Raw genomic sequence first — 23,431 nt, 5'->3', positions numbered from 1 at the left:
AAAGCGAGTAGTGAAAGCAGGAAATAGCTTCAAAAAAAAAACACCCTTTAGATTACAAACCTAAAGGGTGTTTTTATTATTTAGAAAATAGATTAATATAAAACCCTAAACTTTATGGTTCCTTCTATTTTTCTTAATTCTTCTATAACTTCTGTGTTATATTCTTTGTCTAAGTCTGTAATTACATAACCTACTTTAGGATCTGTAGATAAATATTGCCCTGTTATATTTAAGTTATATTCTGCTAAAACTTTATTTATTTTAGCCATAACTCCTGGCACGTTTTTATGAATATGTAAAAAACGGTGTGCTTTTGTTTGTCTTGGCAAACGAATATTTGGAAAATTAACTGCGTCTACGGTGTTTCCAGAATTTATGTATGCCATAATTTTGCTTGGTACAAAATCTGCAATATCTCTTTGTGCTTCTTCTGTACTACCACCAACATGTGGTGTTAAAATTACATTTGGCAATCCTTTTAATTCTGTATAAAATTCTCCGTTTTTTCTTGGTTCTTCTGGGTATACATCTACTGCAGCACCTGCTAATTTTCCGCTTTTTAAAGCTGCTACTAAGGCAGGAATATCAACCACAAAACCTCTAGATAAGTTTACTAAATGTGCGCCATCTTTCATTTGAGATATTTCTGTCTCTCCAAAGAAATTCTTATTTGCAGAATTATCATCAACGTGCATAGTAACTACGTCTGATATTTCTAACAATTCTTTTAATGTATCCATTTTCGTTGCATTACCTAATGACAACTTATCTTCAACATCATAATAATGCACGTGCATACCTAAAGCTTCTGCTAAAACAGATAATTGCTTACCAATATTACCGTAACCTACAATTCCTAGTTTTTTACCACGAACTTCTCTAGAACCTTCTGCTGTTTTATTCCATTCGCCATTATGAATTTCTGTACTTCTTTGAAAAACACTACGCATTAGCATAATAATTTCTCCGATTGCTAATTCTACAACAGAACGTGTATTACTATATGGTGCATTAAAAACAACTACGCCGCTTTCTTTACAAGCTTCTAAGTCTATTTGTTTTGTACCAATACAAAATGCACTTACAACCATTAACTTTTCGGCAGCTTCTACCACTCTTTTGGTTACGTTTGTTTTAGAACGAATTCCTAAAACGTGTACATCTTTAATTTTTTCTATTAATTCATCTTCAGACAAACTTTTAGAAACTGTTTCTACAGAAAAACCATCTTTAGATAACTTTTTAAAAGCATCTGGATGTACGTTTTCTAATAATAAAATTTTAATTCTGTTCTTTGGGTATGATATATTTCTTGGCAAATCGTTTACGTATAAAAATTCATCTAAATTAGGTGCAATATGGTCTGCGTTTTCTGTTGTTTTTATTCTTGAAACATTTTCTGTGTAAGCAAAAAACTTGTCTGCTATACCTGCTTCTCGAGTTACATAATCGCTATAACCATCTCCTATAACTTGTATTTCTCCTTCTAAATTCATGTCTTTTAAACATTGAATTTTACCATTGTGTTTCGACAAAGGGTTGCCTGCATCGAAACCAATTATTTCGCCATCTTCTGCAAATTCAAATGTATTTGCATACACTCTGCTAGAAGGTATATTGTATTCTTTTACAATAGGATCTATAAATTCTTTAAAGCCACAGGAAATAACGTAAATATCGTCTGCAAAATCCTCAAAAAACTCTTTATTGCTTTCTATAGATTTAGAAACTTGCTTTTTTAAAGCTACTACTAAGTCTGTTAAGTCTGCTTTGTTAGCTTTTAATAACTTAATTCTTCTTTCTAAAGACTCTGTGAAAGAGATTTCACCATCAATTCCTAAATTGGTAATGTCTATAATTTCTTGAATTATAGCTTCTTTTTTAGGGTTGTTTGTCAACGTTATTTCCGCCAAAACATCTAAAGCTTCTACTTTAGTTAATGTACTGTCAAAATCGAAAATATAATTTCTTTTAGTGGTACTCATTTTTTAAAACCTTAGTTGATTTATTCTCTGTAAATCTACAAATATAGTAGGTTATTAAAAAGTGAATTTAAAGTTTTATGATATCCCTTGTAATTAACAACAATAATCTTCAAGTTGATAAAAAACACCTATAAAACCTCTATAAATTACGGAATCCTAAAAGAAGTAACCACCAAATTATGGGTAAAGATTCTACCCAAAATGAGCTGTAGTATTTAGATTGATTCATTTTAGATCGCATCAAGAAAACCAGCACTAAAAAAAAGAAAATCATAAATGTATTCTTAGAAATACCACTTGCATTAATGGCATATTCTAATAACAAGGTAAGAACCATTATTGCTAAACCTAATCTTTTAGTCTTTTCTACACCTATTTTCTTTGGAATTGTTTGTAGAGAAATTGCATCATACTGTACATCTCTTATATCGAAAGGTAATATTAAAACAACCACAATTAAAAAACGCTGTAACATTAATAAAAAAACAGAAAACGAGAATTCTTTACCAGCATCTACTGCAGGAATTAATACTGTAAAACCAGCCCAAACAATAGCAACTACTATTATTTTTAAAAAACTAACCTGACGTAAAGTTTTATGAAAACCACTTAAGAAAGGTACTGCGTATAGAAAAGTAAGTATTGTAAACGGAACAATGTAAACCAATGTTGTTAGCGGAATTTTAAAACCAAAATAACACATTGCCAAAAAGCAAAAGAAAGAAAATATTTGAATTACTTTTAAATTATTAGTAAGACTTCTATGGTGCAATTTTGCTACCCCTGCATATTTTACAAAATTATATCCTGTAATTGTACCAAAGAAAATAAAGAAATCTAAATTATTATTTGAAGTAAGTCCTAAATATTGTTCTGTTATTTTTCCAAACGCATAAACAGCCAAACCTACATGAATACTCGTATTTATGTAAAAATTAAAAAAGAGTTTTAAAAGCTTCATTAAACAAAAATAACATTTCTGTTCATAACATTCGTTTTTAGTTAATAATTAACAACTTTTTATTGCTTTTCAGATAGTAATTAATTTATTTAATTCTTACTTTTGAGCAGTCAAAAAATACCGCTTTTTTAGACACGTAAAAACAACACTAAATCGATTGAAACCAATCGATCACAAAACAAACTAAATGAATACAAATTCGTTTCAACGTAGACATATTGGTCCTGATGAAAAGGAACAAGAAAAAATGTTAGCAACCATTAAAGCTGATAATTTAGAACAGTTAATTGAAGAAACAGTTCCTAATAATATTCTTTTAAAGCAACCTTTAGACTTAGAGGATTCTATGAGCGAATATCAATATTTAGCGCACATAAAAGAACTTTCTGAAAAAAATAAGGTTTTTAAAAGTTATATTGGTTTAGGATATAATGAAGCAATTGTACCAAGTGTAATTCAGCGTAATATTTTAGAAAACCCAGGTTGGTATACTGCATACACACCTTACCAAGCAGAAATTGCACAAGGTAGATTAGAAGCATTGTTAAATTACCAAACAATGATTTGTGATTTAACAGGAATGGAGTTAGCAAACGCTTCTTTATTAGACGAATCTACAGCAGCAGCAGAAGCTATGGCTTTGTTGTTTGATGTTAGAGAACGTGCAAAGAAAAAAGCAGGTGCTAACAAGTTTTTTGTTTCTAATGAAATTTTACCTCAAACATTATCTCTTTTACAAACTCGTTCTACACCTATTGGTATAGAATTAGTAGTTGGAAGTCATGAAGACTTTGATTTTGGAGATGATTATTTTGGAGCAATTTTACAATATCCAGGTAAATTTGGTCAAATTTTTGACTACGAAAGCTTTGTTGCAAAAGCGAATGATAAGAATATAAAAATAGCAGTTGCAGCAGATATTTTATCATTAGTACACTTAAAAGCTCCAGGAGAATTTGGAGCAGCTGTAGTAGTAGGTACAACACAACGTTTTGGTATTCCGTTAGGGTATGGTGGTCCTCATGCAGCGTATTTTGCGACTAAAGAGGCTTACAAAAGAAGTATTCCAGGAAGAATTATTGGTGTTACTAAAGACATGAATGGAAAGCGTGCCTTAAGAATGGCATTGCAAACTAGAGAACAACACATTAAAAGAGAAAGAGCAACCTCTAACATTTGTACAGCACAAGTTTTACTAGCTGTAATGGCAGGAATGTATGCTGTTTATCATGGTAAAGAAGGTTTAAAATATATTGCAAATAATGTTCACCAGAACACTAAGTTGCTTGCAGCATCTCTTGAAGAACTAGGTTTTAAACAATTAAATGCTGCATATTTTGATACTATTTTAGTTGAAGTTGAAGCTGAAAAGTTAAGATTAGTTGCAGAAGCAAAAAGTATTAACTTTAATTACGTAGATGCAAGTCATGTTTCAATTTCTATAAATGAAACAATAGATTTAAAGTCATTAACTGCAATAATTTCTTGTTTTGAAGAAGCTTTTAATATAAATTCTAAAAGCGTACCTGAAACAACATCAGAAATACTTTCAGAAAATTTAAAAAGAAATACTTCTTTTTTAGAAAATGAAATCTTTAACACGTATCAATCTGAAACAGATATGATGCGTTATATTAAGAAACTAGAACGTAAGGATCTAGCTTTAAATCATTCTATGATTTCTTTAGGTTCTTGTACAATGAAATTAAATGCAGCTTCAGAGATGTTGCCTTTAAGTAATCCTCAATGGGGAAATATTCATCCGTTTGTTCCATTAGATCAAGCAGAAGGATACCAAGAAGTTTTAAGAAACTTAGAACATCAGTTAAACATTATTACAGGTTTTGCTGGTACTTCTTTACAACCAAACTCTGGTGCACAAGGTGAGTTTGCTGGTTTAATGACTATTAGAGCCTACCACTTGTCTAATAATGATTCTCACAGAAATATTTGTTTAATTCCGGCTTCTGCTCATGGTACAAATCCTGCATCTGCAGTTATGGCAGGAATGAAAGTTGTAGTTACAAAAACTGCAGAAAATGGTAATATAGATGTTGAAGATTTACGTGAAAAAGCGACATTACATAAAGATAATTTAGCTGCTTTAATGGTAACGTATCCTTCAACTCATGGAGTTTATGAAAAGGAAATTCAAGAAATTACCAAGATTATTCATGATAACGGCGGACAAGTTTATATGGATGGTGCAAATATGAATGCACAAGTTGGTTTAACAAATCCTGCAACAATTGGTGCAGATGTTTGTCACTTAAACTTGCATAAAACATTTGCAATACCTCATGGTGGTGGTGGTCCTGGTGTTGGTCCTATTTGTGTTGCACCACAATTAGTTCCTTTTTTACCTACAAACCCAATTATAAAAACAGGAGGAGAAAATGCTATTACAGCTATTTCTGCAGCTCCTTGGGGATCTGCTTTGGCATGTTTAATATCATACGGATACATAACAATGTTAGGCTCTAAAGGATTAACAGATTCGACTAAAAATGCCATCTTAAATGCGAATTATATTAAAGAGCGTTTAAACGGACATTATGAAACGTTATATACAGGAGATAAAGGACGTGCAGCACACGAAATGATTATTGACTGTAGAGGTTTTAAACAGAATGGAATTGAAGTTGTAGATATTGCTAAACGTTTAATGGATTATGGTTTTCATGCACCAACAGTTTCTTTTCCGGTTGGTGGAACGATGATGATAGAACCTACAGAATCTGAAAGTTTAGCAGAATTAGATCGTTTTTGTGACGCAATGATTTCTATTCGTGAAGAAATTAAAAATGCTACAAAAGAGAACGCTAATAATCCTTTAAAAAATGCACCTCACACACAAGAAATGCTAACGGCTGATGATTGGACGTTACCATACACTAGAAAACAGGCTGCTTTTCCTTTAGAATATATTGCAGATAATAAATTTTGGCCAACTGTAAGAAGAGTAGATGACGCTTATGGAGATAGAAACTTAATTTGTTCTTGTAATCCTATTGAAGATTATATGTAAAACCTATAATTGTTTACTTCAAAAAAAACCGTTTCATAATTGAAACGGTTTTTTTTATGCTATACTAATAATTCGTCTTAACGGAATTATTGTTCTTTTCTTTAAAATAACAGCTACATCTGTAACACCCCAAATAGTAGTTTCTACTCTCTTTAAACCTAAATTATCTTTAAACAGAATATTTACCTTACCCCTTTCTAAATTGCCTAAAGCCATTGCTCTCTTTAAATCTGCGCAACGATTTTTTATTGCTTCTTTTTTATCTAGAACTTCTTCTTTTGGAAATTTTAAAAATACAATTTGTTCTTTATTTATTAATTGTGCTGTTATTGTAGAATTCATTTTATTGAAATTATAAGTTAAACATTAACAAAACTATATTTGTTCTGCTACCATAATTTCGTCGTTTAAAATTGAATTATTTTACACTTTTCTTTCATATTTTAGTATTATTTAACATATAATCTAAATTATTAATAACACAAATAACAAATTCTAATTATCTATTTTTTAACTAAAATATCTTTAATAATCATTTTTGCATGAATGCGAGAATTTTCTATAAACCACTTATGCGTATCCATTCCTCCACAAATAACACCTGCTAAATAAACCCCTTTAATATTGGTTTCCATTGTTGCTTCATTGTAAGTAGGAATCTTATTTTCATCACTAGAAAAACCAACACCAATTTGATCTAAAAAAGTAAAATCCGGTTTATAACCTGTTAACGCCAAAACAAAATCGTTTTGTAAAGTTTCTAGTCCGTTTTCTGTATTTAAAGTAATTGTATTTTTTGAAATTTCTTTAACTGTAGCGTTGTAGTAGACTTTAATACTTCCTTCTTTTATTCTATTAACAATATCTGGTTTTACCCAATACTTTACCCTTTCTCCTAATTCACTTCCTCTAATTACCATAGTAACAGTTGCTCCTTTTCTATAACATTCTAAGGCAGCATCTACAGAAGAATTACTTGCACCAATAACAACTACTTTTTGTCCGGAATAATAATGCGGATCATTATAATAATGAGAAACCTTTGGTAAATCTTCTCCTTGGATATTTAAAGTATTCGGAATATCATAAAAACCAGTAGCAATAACTACGTTTTTAGAACTGTAAGTGTTTTTTTCTGAAACAACAGTAAACTTACTTTCTACTTTAGATATTGATATTACTTTTTCAAATAAATTAATATTAAGTTTATTTGACGTAGCAATTCTTCTATAATATTCTAAAGCTTCACTTCTTCTTGGTTTTGCCTCGTTACTAATAAACGGAATTTCATCTATCTCTAATTTTTCTGAAGAAGAGAAAAACTGCATATTTACAGGATAATTAAAAAGAGAATTAACTATTGGTCCTTTTTCTAGAATAACATAAGACAAACCTTTATTCTTTGCTTCTAAAGCACAAGCAATTCCTATTGGTCCGCAACCAATAATAACAATATCGAAAATTTTCATAAACTATATTTTATTTATGCTTTGTAGTAAATTTCTTCTAAACTAACTACCTCATCATCTTTTCTTCTTCTAAAAACCTGACTTGGTTTTATGGCAGAAATAGCATCTACACCCATTGCACCAACAACTTCTTTAACAGCAATAATTGTTTTATCATGATAGTTTTTTACTCTAACATTTTTCTTCTGTACAACCAATGCTTTTACAAGATCTGGGTCTTGGGTTGCAACACCAACAGGACACGTATCTAAATTACATTCTCTAGCTTGTATACAACCTAAACTTAACATAAAACTTCTTGCCATACCAACAGCATCTGCACCCAAAGCTAAATATCTTACAATATCGAAAGCATCTATTGCTTTACCACTTGCTATTATTTTTACTTGGTCTTTTAATTTGTGTTCTTTTAAAAGTTTATTTATAAAAACCAAACCTTCAATTAATGGCGTACCAATATAATTAGTAAATTCCATTGGCGCAGAACCTGTACCACCTTCACCTCCATCTACAGAAATAAAATCTGGATAATTATTTGCAGCTGCAAACGTTTTTATCATTTGCTCTATTTCTTCATTATTACCCACACAAAGTTTAATTCCTACGGGTTTACCACCAGATAAGTCTCTTACTTTCTGAATAAAAACAATCATTTCTTCGTAATTAGAAAAAGCAGAATGACTTGGTGGTGAATCTACTTGGGTTCCTGGCTCTACAGAACGTATTTTTGCAATTTCTGGAGTGTTTTTCATTGCAGGAAGAATTCCTCCATGACCAGGTTTTGCTCCTTGAGAAAATTTAATTTCTATCATTTTTACTTCCGGGCGAATAGCATTTTCTCTAAAAATTTCATCATCAAACACACGCTTACCATCCACAGATTTTCCTGCTCCAAAATAACCAGTACCAACTTGAAAAATTAAATCTCCTCCTTGTAAATGATATGGTGAAATTCCTCCTTCACCAGTATTATGTGCAAAATCGCCCATTTTCGCCCCTTGGTTTAATGCCATAATTGCATTTTTACTTAAAGACCCAAAAGACATTGCAGAAATATTTATAATAGAACTATCATATTTTTGGACACATTTATCAGAACCAAAAACAACTCTTTCTCCACTTACTTGATGGTGGTTTTTTGGAAACAAAGAGTGTTTTACAAACTCGTAACCTTTTTTATAAACATCATGTTGTGTACCAAAAGGTACTGTCTCTTTTTCTAATTTAGAACGTTGGTAAACAATACTTCTTTTTTCTCTATTTATTGGCGTACCGTTTAAATTGTCTTCTATAAAATATTGCTGAATTTTATCTCTTTCTTCTTCAAAAAACCAACGCAAACGTGCTATTAATGGAAATGCTCTTAGCAAAGAATGTTTGGTTTGTAAACTATCATAAATTGCAATTATACTTAATAACCCAGAAATAGATAGTAATATTATAGTACCTATTTGTGGAACGAAGTATACTAAGACTCCGAATAAAACAGTGATTCCTATAAAAATAGCAAGTATTGTATTTCTCATTTTTTATATTTTTTTAAAGACGATAAAAGTACTCTTTTAGTACGAAATTATGAAGTAGCCCTTACAAATAGTTTGCGTTAGGGATTACTCATGCTTTTATATTTTTATTGAAATCGTGAATGCTTTGCATTTGAAACGGCATCCTTTTCTGAAAAATGAAGAAAAGATACAGTGTAAAGCCCGACCTGAAAGGAAACGCATATATTATAAACAATAAAAAACTCCAACAAATTAATGTTGGAGTTTTAAATATTTTTAAAATTCTAAAAGAATTACTCTTTTTTGAATTTTGCGTATTTGTTTTTGAACTTGTCAATACGTCCTGCAGCATCGATAAGTTTAGATTTACCAGTGTAAAATGGGTGAGATGTTCTTGAAATCTCTAATTTTACTAAAGGATACTCTACACCATCAACATCTAAAGTTTCTTTTGTCTCTGCAGTAGAACGCGTTAAAAATACGTCTCCGTTAGACATGTCTTTAAAAGCGATTAGTCTATAATCTTCTGGATGAATTCCTTTTTTCATTTTATATATATTTAATACTTTAATGTTATGTTTGTTTTGAGTAAAATTGGTAAAGCTTTACTCAATATTCTAAATAGCTGTTATTAACTATTTTGAGGATGCAAATTTAACCTTATTTTTTAATTTACAAATAAATAAATAACTTTTATTTGACCTAAATGCAAATTTAAGGTTCTTTTAGCTGTTAAAAGTTGTTTTTTGTCGTCTTTTTTTTGAATATTTACGTTCTAATACATTGAAATCTATATAAATAATGAAGAATTTTTCTATTTTAATATCCCTTTTAACTGTTTTACTTCTTGCAACTTCTTGTTCTGATGCTTATAAGTTTTCTTTAGAGAAACCTAAAAAAGTAGTTTTAAATGAGAAAATTACAATACAATTAACTGAAGAAAATAACAAAGCTGTAGATAAAGTTCAGTTTTATGTAAACGGAAAAGAAATTGCTAGCCAGGGTAATTCTACTACTATTAATACAGCAGATTTAGGTGTTGGTAAACATGCAATTAATGCTTTGGCTTTTTTTGGTGGAAAAACGAAGAAAGAAAATAGCTTTATCGAAGTGTTTGCTAATAGTAAACCTGCTATTTATAAGTATAAGATTATTAATGAATACCCACATGACACAAAAGCTTACACGCAAGGTTTAGAATATTACAATGGCTTCTTATATGAAACTACAGGGCATAGAGGAGAATCTAAACTTAGAAAAGTTGCTATTAAAACAGGTAAAGTTCTACAAGAAGCATCTCTTGATAAAAAGTATTTTGGTGAAGGAATGACAATTGTAAACAATAAAATTATATGGTTAACTTGGGAAAATAAAAAAGGTTTTGTCTATGATTTAGAAACTTTTAAACTAGAAAAAGAATTTGCTTACAACAAAAGTAAAGAAGGTTGGGGTTTAACGCACAGTGAAACCGAATTAATAAAATCTGATGGATCTGATAAAATTTGGTTTTTAGACCCAGAAACTTTGCAAGAAAAACGTTCGATACAAGTTTACACTAACGACCGTTCTGTTAATTATTTAAATGAACTAGAATTAGTAAATGGTAAGATTTACGCAAACAAATATCAAAAAAATACTATTGCAATAATAGATGCAAAGACAGGTATTGTAGAAGGTCTTGGAGACTTAAGAGGTCTAGAAAAGGAAATGGCTAAAACGCAAAAATTAGCTGCCAATGATGAAGTTTTAAATGGTATTGCTTACGATGCAGAAAACAATAGATTATTCGTTACAGGTAAACATTGGGGTAAATTGTTTGAAATAGAATTGATAAAACAATAAACCTTACTTTTAAAAGTTCTATTTTTATAAATAAACTCTCAAGTATTTTCGCCATTTCGAGAAAAAGAGAAAGAGATTAAACTTATGCGCTATTTTATTACATTTATTATTTGTATTGCCCTTATTTCTATAAGTTCTTGTAGAAAAGATTTTTCTACGATACAAAGCTTTGGTAGCTTAGAATTCTCTAAAGACACTGTTTTTTTAGATACCGTTTTTACAAATATTGGCTCTGCTACATATAACTTAAAGGTATATAATAGAGGTAATAATGCAATTACAATTCCTAGAATTCAATTAGAAAAAGGAACATCATCTAGTTACAGATTAAATGTTGATGGAATTCCTGGAAAAGAATTTAATGATATTGATATTCTTGCAAAAGACAGCATTTTTGTTTTTATTGAAACAACAGTAAATGTTACAAATGAACCAAACCCATTATACACAGATCGTATTTTGTTTGATAATGGAGATAAATTACAAGATGTAGACTTGGTAACTTTAGTAGAAGATGCTAATTTTATCTTTCCAGGAAAAGATGCCATCTCTATGAAGATTGACAGTTTAACTTTAGACGGCCAACCAACTACTATTAAAGGACGATTTTTAACAGATACAGAACTTCTCTTCACAAAAACAAAACCAACGGTTATTTATGGTTATGCTGCAATTCCTACAAATAAGACATTAACTATAGAAGCAGGCGCAAGAGTTCATTTTCATGATAACTCTGGTTTAATTGTAGATAACAAAGCTACTTTAAAAGTAAACGGAACACTTACTGAAAAAGTGATATTTGAAGGGGATCGATTAGAAAATAGTTTTAGTCAAATTCCTGGACAATGGGGAACAATTTGGATGCGTGCAGGCAGTAAAGACAATGAAATTAAACATGCACAAATTAAAAATGGAATTATTGGTATTTTAATTGATAGCATTGGCACAACCTCTACGCCTACTTTAAAATTAGAAAACACAGAAATTTACAACCACTCTAATTTTGGTATTCTTGCTAGAGAAACAAATATCGAAGCAAACAACGTAGTTATTGGCTCTGCAGGACAAGCTTCTTTAGCAGCTACAGTTGGTGGAACTTATAATTTTACACATAGTACTTTTGCGAATTACTGGAATAGCGGAATTAGACAATTACCAGCCGTTTTAGTAAACAACTTCTTTGTTTATAATAATGATGCTGGCCAAGAAATTATAGAAACACGAAATTTAAATGCTGCAAATTTTACCAATTGTATTTTTGATGGAAATAATAATATCGAATTAATAATTGATAAAGTTGATGGTGGTGGTTTATTCAACTACTCTGTAAAAAATAGTATGATTAAATTTAACGATTCTAGTAATTCTTTTGATGGCGTTGCTGAAGTAGATTTTGCGAACAACACAAATTATAGCAGCATTATCTTAAATGGAATTGCTAATTTTAGAGACACTCGAAACAGCGATTTTATTATTGGCACAGATAGTGACGCTATAAATAAAGCAATTACAACACCCTTTACATTAGATCTTTTAGGAATCGATAGAAGTACAAATCCGGATATTGGTGCCTACCAGCATATTATTTTTAATGATTAATCATTTCTTTCTTAATTAAATTTACAAATTCGTTTTTAGCATCTATAAAAATAGCCAAAGAGGTTGCTTTCTTTTTAAACCCGTAAAAGCTTTCAAATTTTATTTCTTTATTAAGATGAATAATTACATTATGTCCTGCTGAATTTCCTAATGGAGAAAAGTATTTTATAGGAGATTTTTCTGAAAATTCTTTTGTAGAAACCTCTATTTCTTTAATTGTTTTAAAAGGAATAGTTGCATTTGCTAAAATGCCAAATTTTAAAACTACTTGTTCCTTTTTCAAATCTATAAAAATTGGCCTTCTAGATAAAGATTTTAAAAGTGCTAATATTTGTAAAAATGTATAAATACTTAAGGCTGTTAAAACAAATGTTCCTTTGTTATTACCCATTTTCATCATAGAATGTGTTACAAACATCTCTACAATAATAACCAATAAAAAACCTAAAATCACACTATTTGCTGTACTTTCTTTATGATAAGAAAACTCATTTTCATTTAACTTCCTCTTTCTCCAATTAAAAATACTATAATAAATAACAGAAATTTCAGCAGCTAAAATATTCCCTATACTTTGAGGCACTATTTTAGCACAAACAATTTGAACTGTCTCATAAAAATCTAAAGAATTATTTTTACTTTCTTTTACTTTTTTTAATGCTCTCCTACTTTTTATCAGTACAAAAAATAACACTAAAACCTCAATGAAGGGTAATACATAAATTTTTATAGAATTTAAAATCCTTAGATTTTCTTTAGGAAGAATAAAACCCGCAATAAAAAAACCTAACAAAGCAACAACAATTATTGTTTTATTAGAAATTTCTTTATGCCTAATTAATAAAAAGTAGACAAAAGGAATTATTATTAACAAGTCTATAAGTACAAATAATGAAATTTCTGAAACAAGATTAGAACTTTTTGTAATTGCTATTAAAGATAAAAACATTAATAACGGAATACCGAAAACAACAATATTACTTCTGAAATTAATTTTACCAATCATAAAAAAAATATTATATACTCTAAAGTATTAGTAGCTTTACTAGCTGTTTAGTTACACTTTCTAAGCACTATTTTTGTTTATAAACTACACCATTTTTCATTACAAAAACCACGTTTTCCATTGTTGAAATATTTTTTATTGGATCATCATCAACTGCAATAATATCTGCAAAAAAACCTTTTTGAATTTGTCCTATTTCATTTTCCATGTTCAACAACATTGCATTTGTAATTGTTGCAGATTGTATTGTTTCTATTGCTGGCATTCCAGCTTCTACCATAAAACCAAATTCTTTACCATTGTTACCATGTTTAAAAACACCTGCATCTGTACCAAAGGCAATTCCTACACCTTTTTTATATGCTTTTGCAAAAGTTCCTTGAATTTGTGGCCCAACAGCTAGCGCTTTAGGAACAACAATTGCAGGATAAAAACCAGCTATTTTTGCTTTCTCCTCTACTTCTTTACCCGCTGTAATTGTTGGTACTAAATATGCGTCATGTTTTTTCATTAATTCCATAGTTTCAGAACTCATATATGTACCATGTTCAATAGTTTTTACACCACCAACAATAGCTCTCCTCATTCCTTCATCTCCATGCGCATGAGCTGCAACGTGCATTCCGTAATCTTTTGCCGTTTCACAAATTGCCTTTATCTCTTCAATTGTAAATTGCGGATTATCACCAGATTTAGCAACACTTAAAACGCCACCAGTTGCCGTTATTTTTATACAATCTGCACCATTTTTATAACGTTGCCTAACTGCTTTTTTTGCATCTTCTACAGAATTTACAACACCTTCTTTGGGTCCAGGATTACCAATTAATACTCTACTACTTCCGTTTGTTGGATCTGCATGACCACCAGTTGTTGCTAAAGATTTACCAGCCGTAAAAACTCTTGGGCCTATAATTTTACCTGCATTAATTGCATTTCTAATAGATATATTAACACCAGTTCCTCCTAAATCTCTTACTGTTGTAAAACCATTTAAAAGTGTAGTTTTAGCAAAACCTACAGAATTAAACGCAACATCTGCTTCATTTAAAATATAATTATTTAACCTTGTATTTCTATCAAACTCTTGTTCTATATGAACATGAAAATCAATTAAACCAGCCATTACAATTTTATCTTTTAAATCTATAGTTAAAGCCGTTGCACTCTTTGGCGAAACGTAGCCATCCATTACTTTATAAATTTTATTTTCTTTTATAATAATGGTTTTTTTAGCTTCTATTTTTCCAGATTTAGTATCTAATAATTTTCCACATAAAATATAAGTAGTTTGCGCCATAAAATTCTGTATAAAAAATACGGTTATAAAAAGCAAAAATATTTTCTTCATTTGTATCTATTTTGTCTTTAAATGTATGAAAAAATACCTAATTTGCTGCTTTTAAATGAAAAGAATGAAAAACGTAGTTATTACAGGAACAAGTAGAGGAATTGGTTTTGAACTTGCAAAACAGTTTGCAGAAAACGGTCATAAAGTTTTAGCTCTTTCTAGAAATACAGAACCTTTATCTGCAATAAACCACAAAAATATTACTGTTCTATCTGTTGATATTTCTAATACTGATGACTTAATTAAAGTATCTAATTTTGTAAAAGATACTTGGAAGAAAGTTGATATTTTAATAAATAATGCAGGAAAATTAATTAACAAACCCTTTACAGAATTATCTTCGGATGATTTTTTAGAAGTATATAAAGTAAATGTTTTTGCCGTTGCAGAGGTAACAAAATTAATGATTCCGTTTTTACAAAAAGGAAGTCATGTAGTTACTATAAGTTCTATGGGAGGAGTTCAAGGAAGCATGAAGTTTCCTGGTTTAGCGGCATATTCTTCTGCAAAAGGAGCAGTAATAACTTTATCAGAATTATTAGCAGAAGAATATAAAGAGCAACAAATTGCGTTTAATGTTTTGGCTCTAGGAGCTGTACAAACAGAAATGCTAGAAGAAGCTTTCCCTGGATATCAAGCACCACTTTCTGCAGTAGAAATGGCAGATTATTTATTTAACTTTGCACTAACAGGAAATAAGTTTTATAACGGAAAAGTGTTGCAAGTTTCTTCTTCAACACCATAAGTATTAAGTAAATTAAAGAATTGGATTCAAACTATCAAAATTACATACCTCAGAAAGCAATTCCTTTTTTGGAATTTCTTATTAATGAACATAATTTTACTTTAAAAATTGTAGAACAACGTGCTTCAAAACACGGTGATTTTAGAAGTTTACCAAACGGAAAGTTTCAGATAACAGTTAATAATAATCTTAATAAATATCAGTTTTTATTAACTTTAGTTCACGAAATAGCACATCATGTAACGCATCAAAAATTCGGAAGAGTACTTCCTCATGGAAAAGAATGGAAAGCTGTTTTTCAACATTTAATGCTACCCTTTTTGAATCCTAATATTTATCCGAAAGAAATACTACCTTATTTAGCACACTACTTAAAGAACCCAAAAGCGAGTACAGATACAGATGTAAATTTATCTTTAGCTTTACGAGGAAATGTAGCTGAAACAGGGAAAAACTTTATTTTCGATATTCCTTTTGGAGGCCTTTTTATATTTAAAGACGTTATATATAAAAGAGGAAATAAAAGAAGAACTCGTTATGAGTGTTTGTGTATGGCAGATAAAAAAACATATCTTTTTAACCAGAATGTAGAAGTAAAATCTTACGACAGGTAATTATTAAAATAATATTAGAAAAAAAGCTCCTTTTCAGGAGCTTTTTTTCTATCTATCTCTTTTTATAAAGAGTGTATCTAATTCCATTTCTTTTTGAAGCCAACTTCTTAGTTCTCTTTCTTTTGGCGCTATAATACTATCTGGTAATTTAAAGTTCCATTTTATAGTTGCTACAGGAATCGTATCAATTTTTATAAAATCTTTAGAAGATAATATACTAGCAAAACCAATTTCTTCGATATCTACATATCTAATTTTTGCATCTTTAGCTATTCTACTAAAAGCAATTACATTCTGATTTTTACTTTTAGCATCTTGCTCTATTCTATTATTTAAACTAGAAATAGTTTCTTCTAAACCGGCAATTTGCTTCTGTAAGCCAGCAACAATATTCTTACTTTCTTGCAACTCTTCTCTCTTTTCTTGGTATGCAGTTGTTATTAAAGAAAAACTCTTTGTATCACTCCCTTTAATTTTTATTTTAAAATCTTTAATTTTCGCATAATTAATATTATTAATTAATTGATTATTTAATATGTTCTCTTCTCCTTCTGTTACTTCATTAAAGAAACTTAAATTAATCTCTTTCTCATCAAAACTATAAGAATCATCCATTAATTGAAAATTCTTAATAACTTTTATTTCATTTTTAATAAAATTATTTACTTGAGTTTTAACTTGATTTTCTTTAAAAACAGTTATAAATGTAAAAATAGCAGGAATCATAACTGCTACACCAACTACTGTTGCAATTGTAGAGTATCTTTTTCTTTTAGCGGCATTTGCATACTTATGCATTGGAAAATTTAATAGTTTTAAAACTAAAAAAGCTGCCAAGGCTATAAAAATTGTATTAATTGTAAATAAATACATAGCTCCAAAAAAGTAAGAAAAATTTCCTTTAGACAAACCATACCCTGCAGTACATAAAGGTGGCATTAAAGCTGTAGCAATTGCAACACCAAAAATTACAGATGCTATAGTACCTTTTTTAGTTCTAGCAACCATTAGTGCTAAACCACCAAAAAAAGCAATTAAAACATCTCGTATATCTGGACTAACACGCCCTAATAATTCTGAGTTATCTTCACTCAAAGGAAAGAAATAAAAGAACAAAAATGAAGCAAATAAACTTAACCCAATCATGGTTCCTAAGTTTATTAATGATTTCTTAAATGTTTCTATATCATTTAAAGCAAAAGACATTCCAATACCTAAAATTGGCCCCATTAAAGGCGATATTAACATGGCTCCAATAACAACTGCTGTAGAATTGGCATTTAACCCAATAGACGCCACAAAGACTGCGAAAATAAGAATCCATGCAGTAGCTCCTTTAAAAGGGATATCTGCTTTTATGGCTTCTATAGTAGCCTCATGATCTGTATCGTGTCTAAAATCAAAAAGCTCGATAAGAAACTTCTTTATACTTTCTAGTAAACCTTTTGCATCCTCCTGAACGTTCTGCTTAGATTCTTCTGTAGAATTAGCAGTTATATCTTTTTTAATATCTTCTTCCATATTTGGTTATTTTGAACTTGGGAAAGATACAAAAAAACTAAATTGAAACTAAAATAATAAATTATTGAAGATAAATATTGTCAATCTTTAAAGCAAAGTTTTCTGTAGTCTTATTCCCTATTAAAAAAGCTATCTCTTCTATATATTCTGATGAGAAGTTTCCTATAGACAATTCTCTTCCCCTAAAGGCAGGATACATGTCTGAAAGCTTAATTTTAATTACTTGCCACGTGCCATTAGTTTCAAAATTAGAAATAAAAGAATGAGAATTACTAATTGCATCTTTAACTCTAAATTGATACTTCTTACCATCTCCTTTAACTCTTATAACTACCTCTTTAAATTCTCTAACCTTTATTAAAGAAAAACGATATCTTAATAATGAAAAACCACCATTATTTTCTAAAGACACCTTTCCGTAAAACTCACCGAAACCTTCTTTATTAATTTTGAAGTTCCCACTAGATTCTCCTCCCATAACGGCATCATCTACAACTTGCCAATTAGATATATTTGAATTTAGATTAAAATCGAAAATTACTTGGTTTGTTGTGTTCATAAAAAAGATTGAAATAAATATAAAATAGAGCCTATTCATAACTTAAAGAAATTATGAGTCAAATTTATTATTAAAAACTTATTTTATGTTAGAAAGTATGTTAAATAAAAAACTCCACACAAATGTGTGGAGTTTAATTTAAAGTGACCGGGCTGGGGCTCGAACCCAGGACCCTCTCCTTAAAAGGGAGATGCTCTACCAACTGAGCTACCAGGTCATTATTTGTTTTCCTTAGCGGCTGCAAATATACACCTTATTTTAAATAAAACAAGCTTTTTTTATTTTTTTTCATTTAAATATACCTCTCTTACTTTTTTTAATAAATTTGAAGAATAAACAAAACTCACAACTGCTTCATTATCAGTAGAAAATATATCTTCACTTGTTCCCTCCCATGCTTTAACACCTTTATTTAAAAAAACTATTTTTTGGCCAATTTCAATTACAGAGTTCATATCGTGCGTATTTATTACAGTTGTAATTTTATACTCATCTGTAATTTCTTGAATTAAATTATCTATTACAATTGCAGTTTGAGGATCTAAACCAGAATTTGGCTCATCACAAAACAAATATTTAGGATTCATTACTATTGCTCTTGCAATAGCAACCCTCTTTTGCATACCTCCAGATAACTCTGCAGGCAACTTAGTATTTGAATTCTCTAAGTTAACGCGTTTTAAAACCGCATTAACACGATCTAACATTTCAGACTGTGAACTTTTTGTAAACATTTTTAGAGGAAACATTACATTTTCTTCTACTGTTTGAGAATCAAACAATGCACTTCCTTGAAAAACCATACCAATTTCTTGTCTCCATTGCATCTTTTGCTCTTGAGAAAAGTCTGTATTTATTCTTCCATCAAAAGAAACAGTACCTTTTTCTGGAACATGTAAACCAATTAGAGATTTTAAAAAAACTGTTTTTCCAGAACCACTTTGCCCAATAATAAGATTTGTTTTTCCTGGTAGAAAAGTTGTAGAAATTCCTTTTAAAACTTCTACTCCATTAAAACCTTTGTGTAAATTTTTAACTTCTATCATAAATTAAGTTAACAACATTTGAGTTAGAAAATAATTAGCTATTACAATTAAAATGGTTGTCCAAACTACAGCTTGCGTACTAGCTCTACCAACAGCTATAGAACCTCCTTTTACATAATACCCATGATAAGAAGGCACAGTAGATATTAAGAAAGAGAAAATTAGTGTTTTTATTAAAGCATAAACAATTAGAAATGGCTTAAAGTCTGTTTGAATTCCTGTAATATAATCTGCTCCAGAAAATAAACCAGAAAGTACACCTGCTATCCATCCGCCAAAAATACCTAAAACCATAGCCAAAGTAATTAAGAACGGATAAAAGAATAAAGCTGCTAATATTTTTGGTAATACTAAAAAATTAAGAGAATTTATTCCCATAACTTCTAAAGCATCTATTTGCTCTGTAACACGCATTGTACCTATACTAGAGGTAATATACGAACCTACTTTACCTGCTAAAATGATACAACAAAAAGTTGGTGCAAATTCTAAAATAATAGACCTTTTTGCCGCAAAACCTATTAAAGAGTCTGGTATAAAAGGGCTATCTAAATTTAATGCTGTCTGTAATGCTATTACACCACCAATAAAAAAAGAAATAAACATAATAATCCCTAAAGATTTTATACCTAAATCATCTATTTCCTTCATTAGAGCTTGGTAAAAAATGCGTCCTTTTTGTGGTTTCCGAAAAACACGCCCCAACATCATAAAATACTTACCTACATGTTCTAAATACGTCATTCAAACTAATTTTAAGCTAAAGTATTAAAATATCATTAATTGAATGTTAATAATCACATATCAAAACAAAAAATAATTACTTTTGATGAAAATTAAATTATTTTCCAATAATGAAAAAAGCAATTTTCTACTTATTAGCTTCAATTATCTTATTTTCTAATTGTAATAATACTGAAGTAAAAATAAAAAAACCAAAGTTAGTAATTGGTATTGTTATAGATCAAATGAGGTATGATTATTTAACTCGTTTTGCAGATAGATACCAAGAAGGTGGTTTTAATAGAATATTAAATGATGGCTTTTCATTAGAAAATGCACACTACAACTACATACCAACTTATACTGCGGTTGGGCATACTTCAATATTTACAGGTACAACACCAAGTAACCACGGTATTATTTCTAATAATTGGTACGATAAATCTTTAAAAGAAAGCATTTATTGTGTAGATGATTCAAACTATAAAACTATTGGTAATGAAGGTAACGTTGGTAAAAAATCTCCACATAGATTGTATACGACTACAGTTACAGACCAATTACATTTAGCACAAAACATGCAAGGTAAAACTATAGGTATTTCAATTAAAGATAGATCTGCTATTTTACCTGTTGGCCACACTGCAAATGCTGCTTATTGGTATGATGGTAGTAATAAAAATCAATGGATTACAAGTTCATTTTATATGGATGAATTACCAAGTTGGGTAACAGAGTTTAATACCAATAATAAAGCAGATGACTACCTAAACAGTACTTGGGAAACTTTATATGATATTAAAACATACACACAAAGTAGAACTGATGATAATATTTTTGAAAAGAATCTAAATGGACAAGAGAAGCCTATTTTTCCGAAGGATTTAAAAAAATTAAGAGCGCAAAATGGAAATTATAATCTAATAAAAACAATACCTGCAGGAAACACATATACAGTAGATTTTGCCAAAGCAGTAATTAAAGGTGAACAATTAGGAAAAACTAAGTTTACAGATTTTTTAACAGTAAGTTTTTCTGCTACAGATTATGTTGGCCATAGATATGGTGTCTCTGCTGTTGAAACAGAAGACACTTATTTACGTTTAGATAAAGATTTAGCAGACTTTTTTAGCTTTTTAGATGCGGAAGTTGGTAAAGGAAACTATACTTTATTCTTAACTGCAGATCATGCAGCTGTTCATGCACCTTCTTATTTACAATCTTTAAAAATTCCTGCTCATTACATGGATACTAAAAAGTTTAGAGATTATGTCTTAAATATTACACAGAAGTACTTTAATTCTAAAGAATTGATAGAAAATGTATCTAATTATCAGATTTTTTTAGATAAAGAAAAAATTGAATCTTTAGGTTTAAATAAAGAAAAAGTGGCTCAGAAATTAGCTGATGAAATTATGAATTTTGATAAAGTTTACAAAGCTGTTACTGCAAGAACTTTACAGACTACAAATTTTACAGACGGTATTATGAATTCTCTACAAAACGGATACAATCAGAAATTCTCTGGAGATGTTTTAATGATTCCTTTTCCAGCAACATTAATAAGTAGTAGAAAAGGTACTAGTCATGGTTCTGGTTATTCTTATGACACGCATGTTCCTATTATTTTCTACGGAAACGGAATTAAAAAAGGAAGATCATCTAAAAAATATGATATAATAGATATAGCTCCTACTATTTCTAATTTATTAAAAATAGAAGCTCCTAATGGAACATCTGGAATAGTAATTGAAGAAGTTTTAGAGAAATAACAATTATTTAAAAACTGAATTATTTTGATGTTTTTTTATTGCTTTTTTTGAAAGTACAATTCCTATTATTAAAGAAATAAATGCACCAATAGAAATACCTGGAATAAAGTTTATAAATAAGAAAAAGTCATAGGCACCATGAAATAGAGTTGCCAGTAAAAGACCTAATAGGTTAAGCATAATTCTGTTATTAGAAAACTTTGCTTTCCCCATTAAAAACCCCATTAAAATACCAAAAGTGGCATGTGCAGGTACTGCTGTAAATGCTCTAGTTAATCCTGTTGCTGCTCCATATTGAAAAGTGTATAATACATTTTCTAGGGCAGCAAATCCCATAGAAACCATTACAGAATATACAATACCATCAAAAGGTTCGTTAAATTCTTTATTTCTTTGTGCGTAAAATCTAACAATAATATATTTAGAGAACTCTTCTACTAAAGCAACTACAAAGAAGGCTTTTAAAAATTGTTGAAAAACACTTTTGGGGTCTGTTAAAGGGATAAAGATTGATGCAATATAACCTAAGATAAAAGTTAAAATAATACTTACTGTTGCACCTAATAAAAAACTTTTAGTTAAAACGCCTATTGGTTCTTTTTCATATTTATCTTTAAAATAAATATAAAGAATAAGAATTGTAACAGGCGCTATAGCTAATAGTAATAAATTCATTTTATAAATATAAAAAAAAGGTTTTTACACCTTTCTTTAATGCTTAGTTAACTTTTGGTAGAAAAACTTCTGCCATCATACAACGTGCACTTCCACCACCACAAGTTTCTATTGTTTCTAAAGAACTAGAAATAATTTTACAATGGTTATTTATTTTCGAAACTTGACTTTCTGTTAGACAATCATGAGCAGCTTTACTCATAACTAAAAACAATTCATCGTTTTCACCACGAACCTGCAACATATTTCCAGCAAAACTATGCATTTGAGCTTCAGTTATATCAATTACTTGTTTACCATCTTCTTTTAAATGCTTTAAGACATTTTTTCTTTCAGATTTATCATCAATAGAAGCTAAACAAATTACCGCAAAAGTTTCTGCAATACACATCATAACGTTTGTGTGATAAATAGATTCTCTATCTCCTTTAACCGTTTGATTCGCGTTAAAAACAACTGGTGTATATTCAAAATCTTCACAGAATTCTATAAACAAGTCTTCATCTGCACGCGCAGATAAGGCACAATATGCTTTTTTATTTACTCTATCTAAAATAATACTTCCTGTACCTTCTAAAAATAATTCTTCTTCTTCCGCAGAAGTGTAATCTACTACGTTTTCTATAAGAAAATCATTTTTTTCTAACTCATTAAGAATATCATCTCTTCTTTCTAAACGTCTATTCTCTGCAAACATTGGGTACAGACCTACTGTTCCGTCAGAATGAAAAGAAATCCAATTATTAGGAAAAATAGAATCAGGTGTATCAGATGTATTGGTGTCTGAAACAACTACAACTTCAACACCAAAACTTTTTAATTTGAAAACAAATCTGTCAAATTCTTCTTGGGCTTTTTTATTGATTTCAGCATTTTTTAAATCAAGGTCTTCTTGAAAATAATTATTTACAGCTGTTTGTTCATTCTTCCTAAAATTAATAGGACGAATCATTAATATAGTATTTGTAGTTTGTTGCATCTTTTTTAAATATTTTACAAAGATAAACACATATTTTTATAGAATACTCAT

General features: G+C 29.7%; 20 protein-coding genes and 1 tRNA gene. 6 read left to right on the top strand and 15 right to left on the bottom strand.

Annotated elements, in window-relative coordinates; all coding sequences use genetic code 11:
* Positions 1-92: 92 nt before the first annotated feature.
* Positions 93-1,985, bottom strand: a complete 1,893-nt coding sequence (gene serA / locus SHK09_RS08205; RefSeq protein WP_319810279.1) for a phosphoglycerate dehydrogenase — start codon at positions 1,983-1,985, stop codon at positions 93-95.
* 139 nt (positions 1,986-2,124) lie between these two features.
* Positions 2,125-2,946 (bottom strand): hypothetical protein, encoded by an 822-nt coding sequence (locus SHK09_RS08200; protein WP_319810278.1) that lies wholly within the window; start codon positions 2,944-2,946, stop codon positions 2,125-2,127.
* Between the two features lie 187 nt (positions 2,947-3,133).
* Between SHK09_RS08200 and gcvP the strand changes: the two genes are divergently transcribed.
* Positions 3,134-5,974: an aminomethyl-transferring glycine dehydrogenase gene (gcvP, locus tag SHK09_RS08195; RefSeq protein WP_319810277.1), complete on the top strand. Its 2,841-nt coding sequence runs from the start codon at positions 3,134-3,136 to the stop codon at positions 5,972-5,974.
* A gap of 54 nt (positions 5,975-6,028) precedes the next feature.
* On the opposite strand, the gene SHK09_RS08190 is transcribed toward gcvP, so the two are convergent.
* The 4 genes from SHK09_RS08190 to SHK09_RS08175 all read right to left on the bottom strand — a co-directional run bounded on the left by SHK09_RS08190 (position 6,029) and on the right by SHK09_RS08175 (position 9,496).
* The gene (locus SHK09_RS08190; protein WP_319810276.1) at positions 6,029-6,316 is read right to left on the bottom strand and encodes a hypothetical protein; all 288 of its coding nucleotides are present in this window, start codon (positions 6,314-6,316) and stop codon (positions 6,029-6,031) included.
* 161 nt (positions 6,317-6,477) lie between these two features.
* Entirely contained in the window at positions 6,478-7,443 is a 966-nt protein-coding gene (locus SHK09_RS08185; RefSeq protein WP_319810275.1) for a YpdA family putative bacillithiol disulfide reductase, read from the bottom strand.
* Between the two features lie 14 nt (positions 7,444-7,457).
* Positions 7,458-8,969, bottom strand: a complete 1,512-nt coding sequence (locus SHK09_RS08180) for an FMN-binding glutamate synthase family protein (RefSeq protein ID WP_319810274.1) — start codon at positions 8,967-8,969, stop codon at positions 7,458-7,460.
* A 272-nt stretch (positions 8,970-9,241) separates the two neighbouring features.
* Entirely contained in the window at positions 9,242-9,496 is a 255-nt protein-coding gene (locus tag SHK09_RS08175) for a type B 50S ribosomal protein L31 (protein ID WP_319810273.1), read from the bottom strand.
* A 253-nt stretch (positions 9,497-9,749) separates the two neighbouring features.
* Between SHK09_RS08175 and SHK09_RS08170 the strand changes: the two genes are divergently transcribed.
* Positions 9,750-10,790, top strand: coding sequence for a glutaminyl-peptide cyclotransferase (locus tag SHK09_RS08170; RefSeq protein ID WP_319810272.1), 1,041 nt, complete (start codon positions 9,750-9,752; stop codon positions 10,788-10,790).
* An 84-nt stretch (positions 10,791-10,874) separates the two neighbouring features.
* On the top strand, positions 10,875-12,389 hold the full coding sequence (locus SHK09_RS08165) for a hypothetical protein (RefSeq protein WP_319810271.1): 1,515 nt from the start codon (positions 10,875-10,877) through the stop codon (positions 12,387-12,389).
* Here SHK09_RS08165 and SHK09_RS08160 read toward each other — a convergent pair.
* Positions 12,379-13,395 (bottom strand): hypothetical protein, encoded by a 1,017-nt coding sequence (locus SHK09_RS08160; protein WP_319810270.1) that lies wholly within the window; start codon positions 13,393-13,395, stop codon positions 12,379-12,381. The genes SHK09_RS08165 and SHK09_RS08160 overlap by 11 nt on opposite strands.
* A gap of 67 nt (positions 13,396-13,462) precedes the next feature.
* Complete coding sequence (locus tag SHK09_RS08155; protein ID WP_319810269.1) at positions 13,463-14,746, bottom strand: metal-dependent hydrolase family protein; 1,284 nt, start codon at positions 14,744-14,746, stop codon at positions 13,463-13,465.
* A gap of 64 nt (positions 14,747-14,810) precedes the next feature.
* Here SHK09_RS08155 and SHK09_RS08150 point away from each other — a divergent pair, with 64 nt between their 5' ends.
* Together SHK09_RS08150 and SHK09_RS08145 are read left to right on the top strand one after the other, a co-directional pair.
* Entirely contained in the window at positions 14,811-15,491 is a 681-nt protein-coding gene (locus SHK09_RS08150) for an SDR family oxidoreductase (protein WP_319810268.1), read from the top strand.
* 20 nt (positions 15,492-15,511) lie between these two features.
* On the top strand, positions 15,512-16,105 hold the full coding sequence (locus SHK09_RS08145) for a SprT-like domain-containing protein (protein WP_319810267.1): 594 nt from the start codon (positions 15,512-15,514) through the stop codon (positions 16,103-16,105).
* 48 nt (positions 16,106-16,153) lie between these two features.
* Here SHK09_RS08145 and SHK09_RS08140 read toward each other — a convergent pair whose 3' ends face one another.
* The 5 genes from SHK09_RS08140 to SHK09_RS08120 all read right to left on the bottom strand — a co-directional run bounded on the left by SHK09_RS08140 (position 16,154) and on the right by SHK09_RS08120 (position 19,975).
* Positions 16,154-17,626, bottom strand: a complete 1,473-nt coding sequence (locus SHK09_RS08140; RefSeq protein ID WP_319810266.1) for a DUF389 domain-containing protein — start codon at positions 17,624-17,626, stop codon at positions 16,154-16,156.
* 61 nt (positions 17,627-17,687) lie between these two features.
* Positions 17,688-18,185, bottom strand: coding sequence for a CIA30 family protein (locus SHK09_RS08135; RefSeq protein ID WP_319810265.1), 498 nt, complete (start codon positions 18,183-18,185; stop codon positions 17,688-17,690).
* 144 nt (positions 18,186-18,329) lie between these two features.
* Positions 18,330-18,402 (bottom strand) — tRNA-Lys (locus SHK09_RS08130).
* Between the two features lie 61 nt (positions 18,403-18,463).
* Positions 18,464-19,231, bottom strand: coding sequence for an ABC transporter ATP-binding protein (locus tag SHK09_RS08125; protein WP_319810264.1), 768 nt, complete (start codon positions 19,229-19,231; stop codon positions 18,464-18,466).
* A gap of 3 nt (positions 19,232-19,234) precedes the next feature.
* Complete coding sequence (locus SHK09_RS08120) at positions 19,235-19,975, bottom strand: ABC transporter permease (protein WP_319810263.1); 741 nt, start codon at positions 19,973-19,975, stop codon at positions 19,235-19,237.
* A gap of 110 nt (positions 19,976-20,085) precedes the next feature.
* Here SHK09_RS08120 and pafA point away from each other — a divergent pair, with 110 nt between their 5' ends.
* Complete coding sequence (gene pafA, locus SHK09_RS08115; protein WP_319810262.1) at positions 20,086-21,726, top strand: alkaline phosphatase PafA; 1,641 nt, start codon at positions 20,086-20,088, stop codon at positions 21,724-21,726.
* Between the two features lie 3 nt (positions 21,727-21,729).
* Here pafA and SHK09_RS08110 read toward each other — a convergent pair whose 3' ends face one another.
* Positions 21,730-22,401, bottom strand: a complete 672-nt coding sequence (locus tag SHK09_RS08110; RefSeq protein ID WP_319810261.1) for a PrsW family intramembrane metalloprotease — start codon at positions 22,399-22,401, stop codon at positions 21,730-21,732.
* Positions 22,402-22,444: 43 nt separating this feature from the next.
* Positions 22,445-23,380, bottom strand: a complete 936-nt coding sequence (gene ctlX, locus SHK09_RS08105; protein WP_319810260.1) for a citrulline utilization hydrolase CtlX — start codon at positions 23,378-23,380, stop codon at positions 22,445-22,447.
* Between the last annotated feature and the right edge of the window lie 51 nt (positions 23,381-23,431).

The sequence above is a fragment of the Polaribacter sp. PL03 genome, from assembly GCF_033875165.1.
GTDB lineage: Bacteria > Bacteroidota > Bacteroidia > Flavobacteriales > Flavobacteriaceae > Polaribacter.
This window is presented reverse-complemented; position numbering and strand designations above follow the sequence as displayed.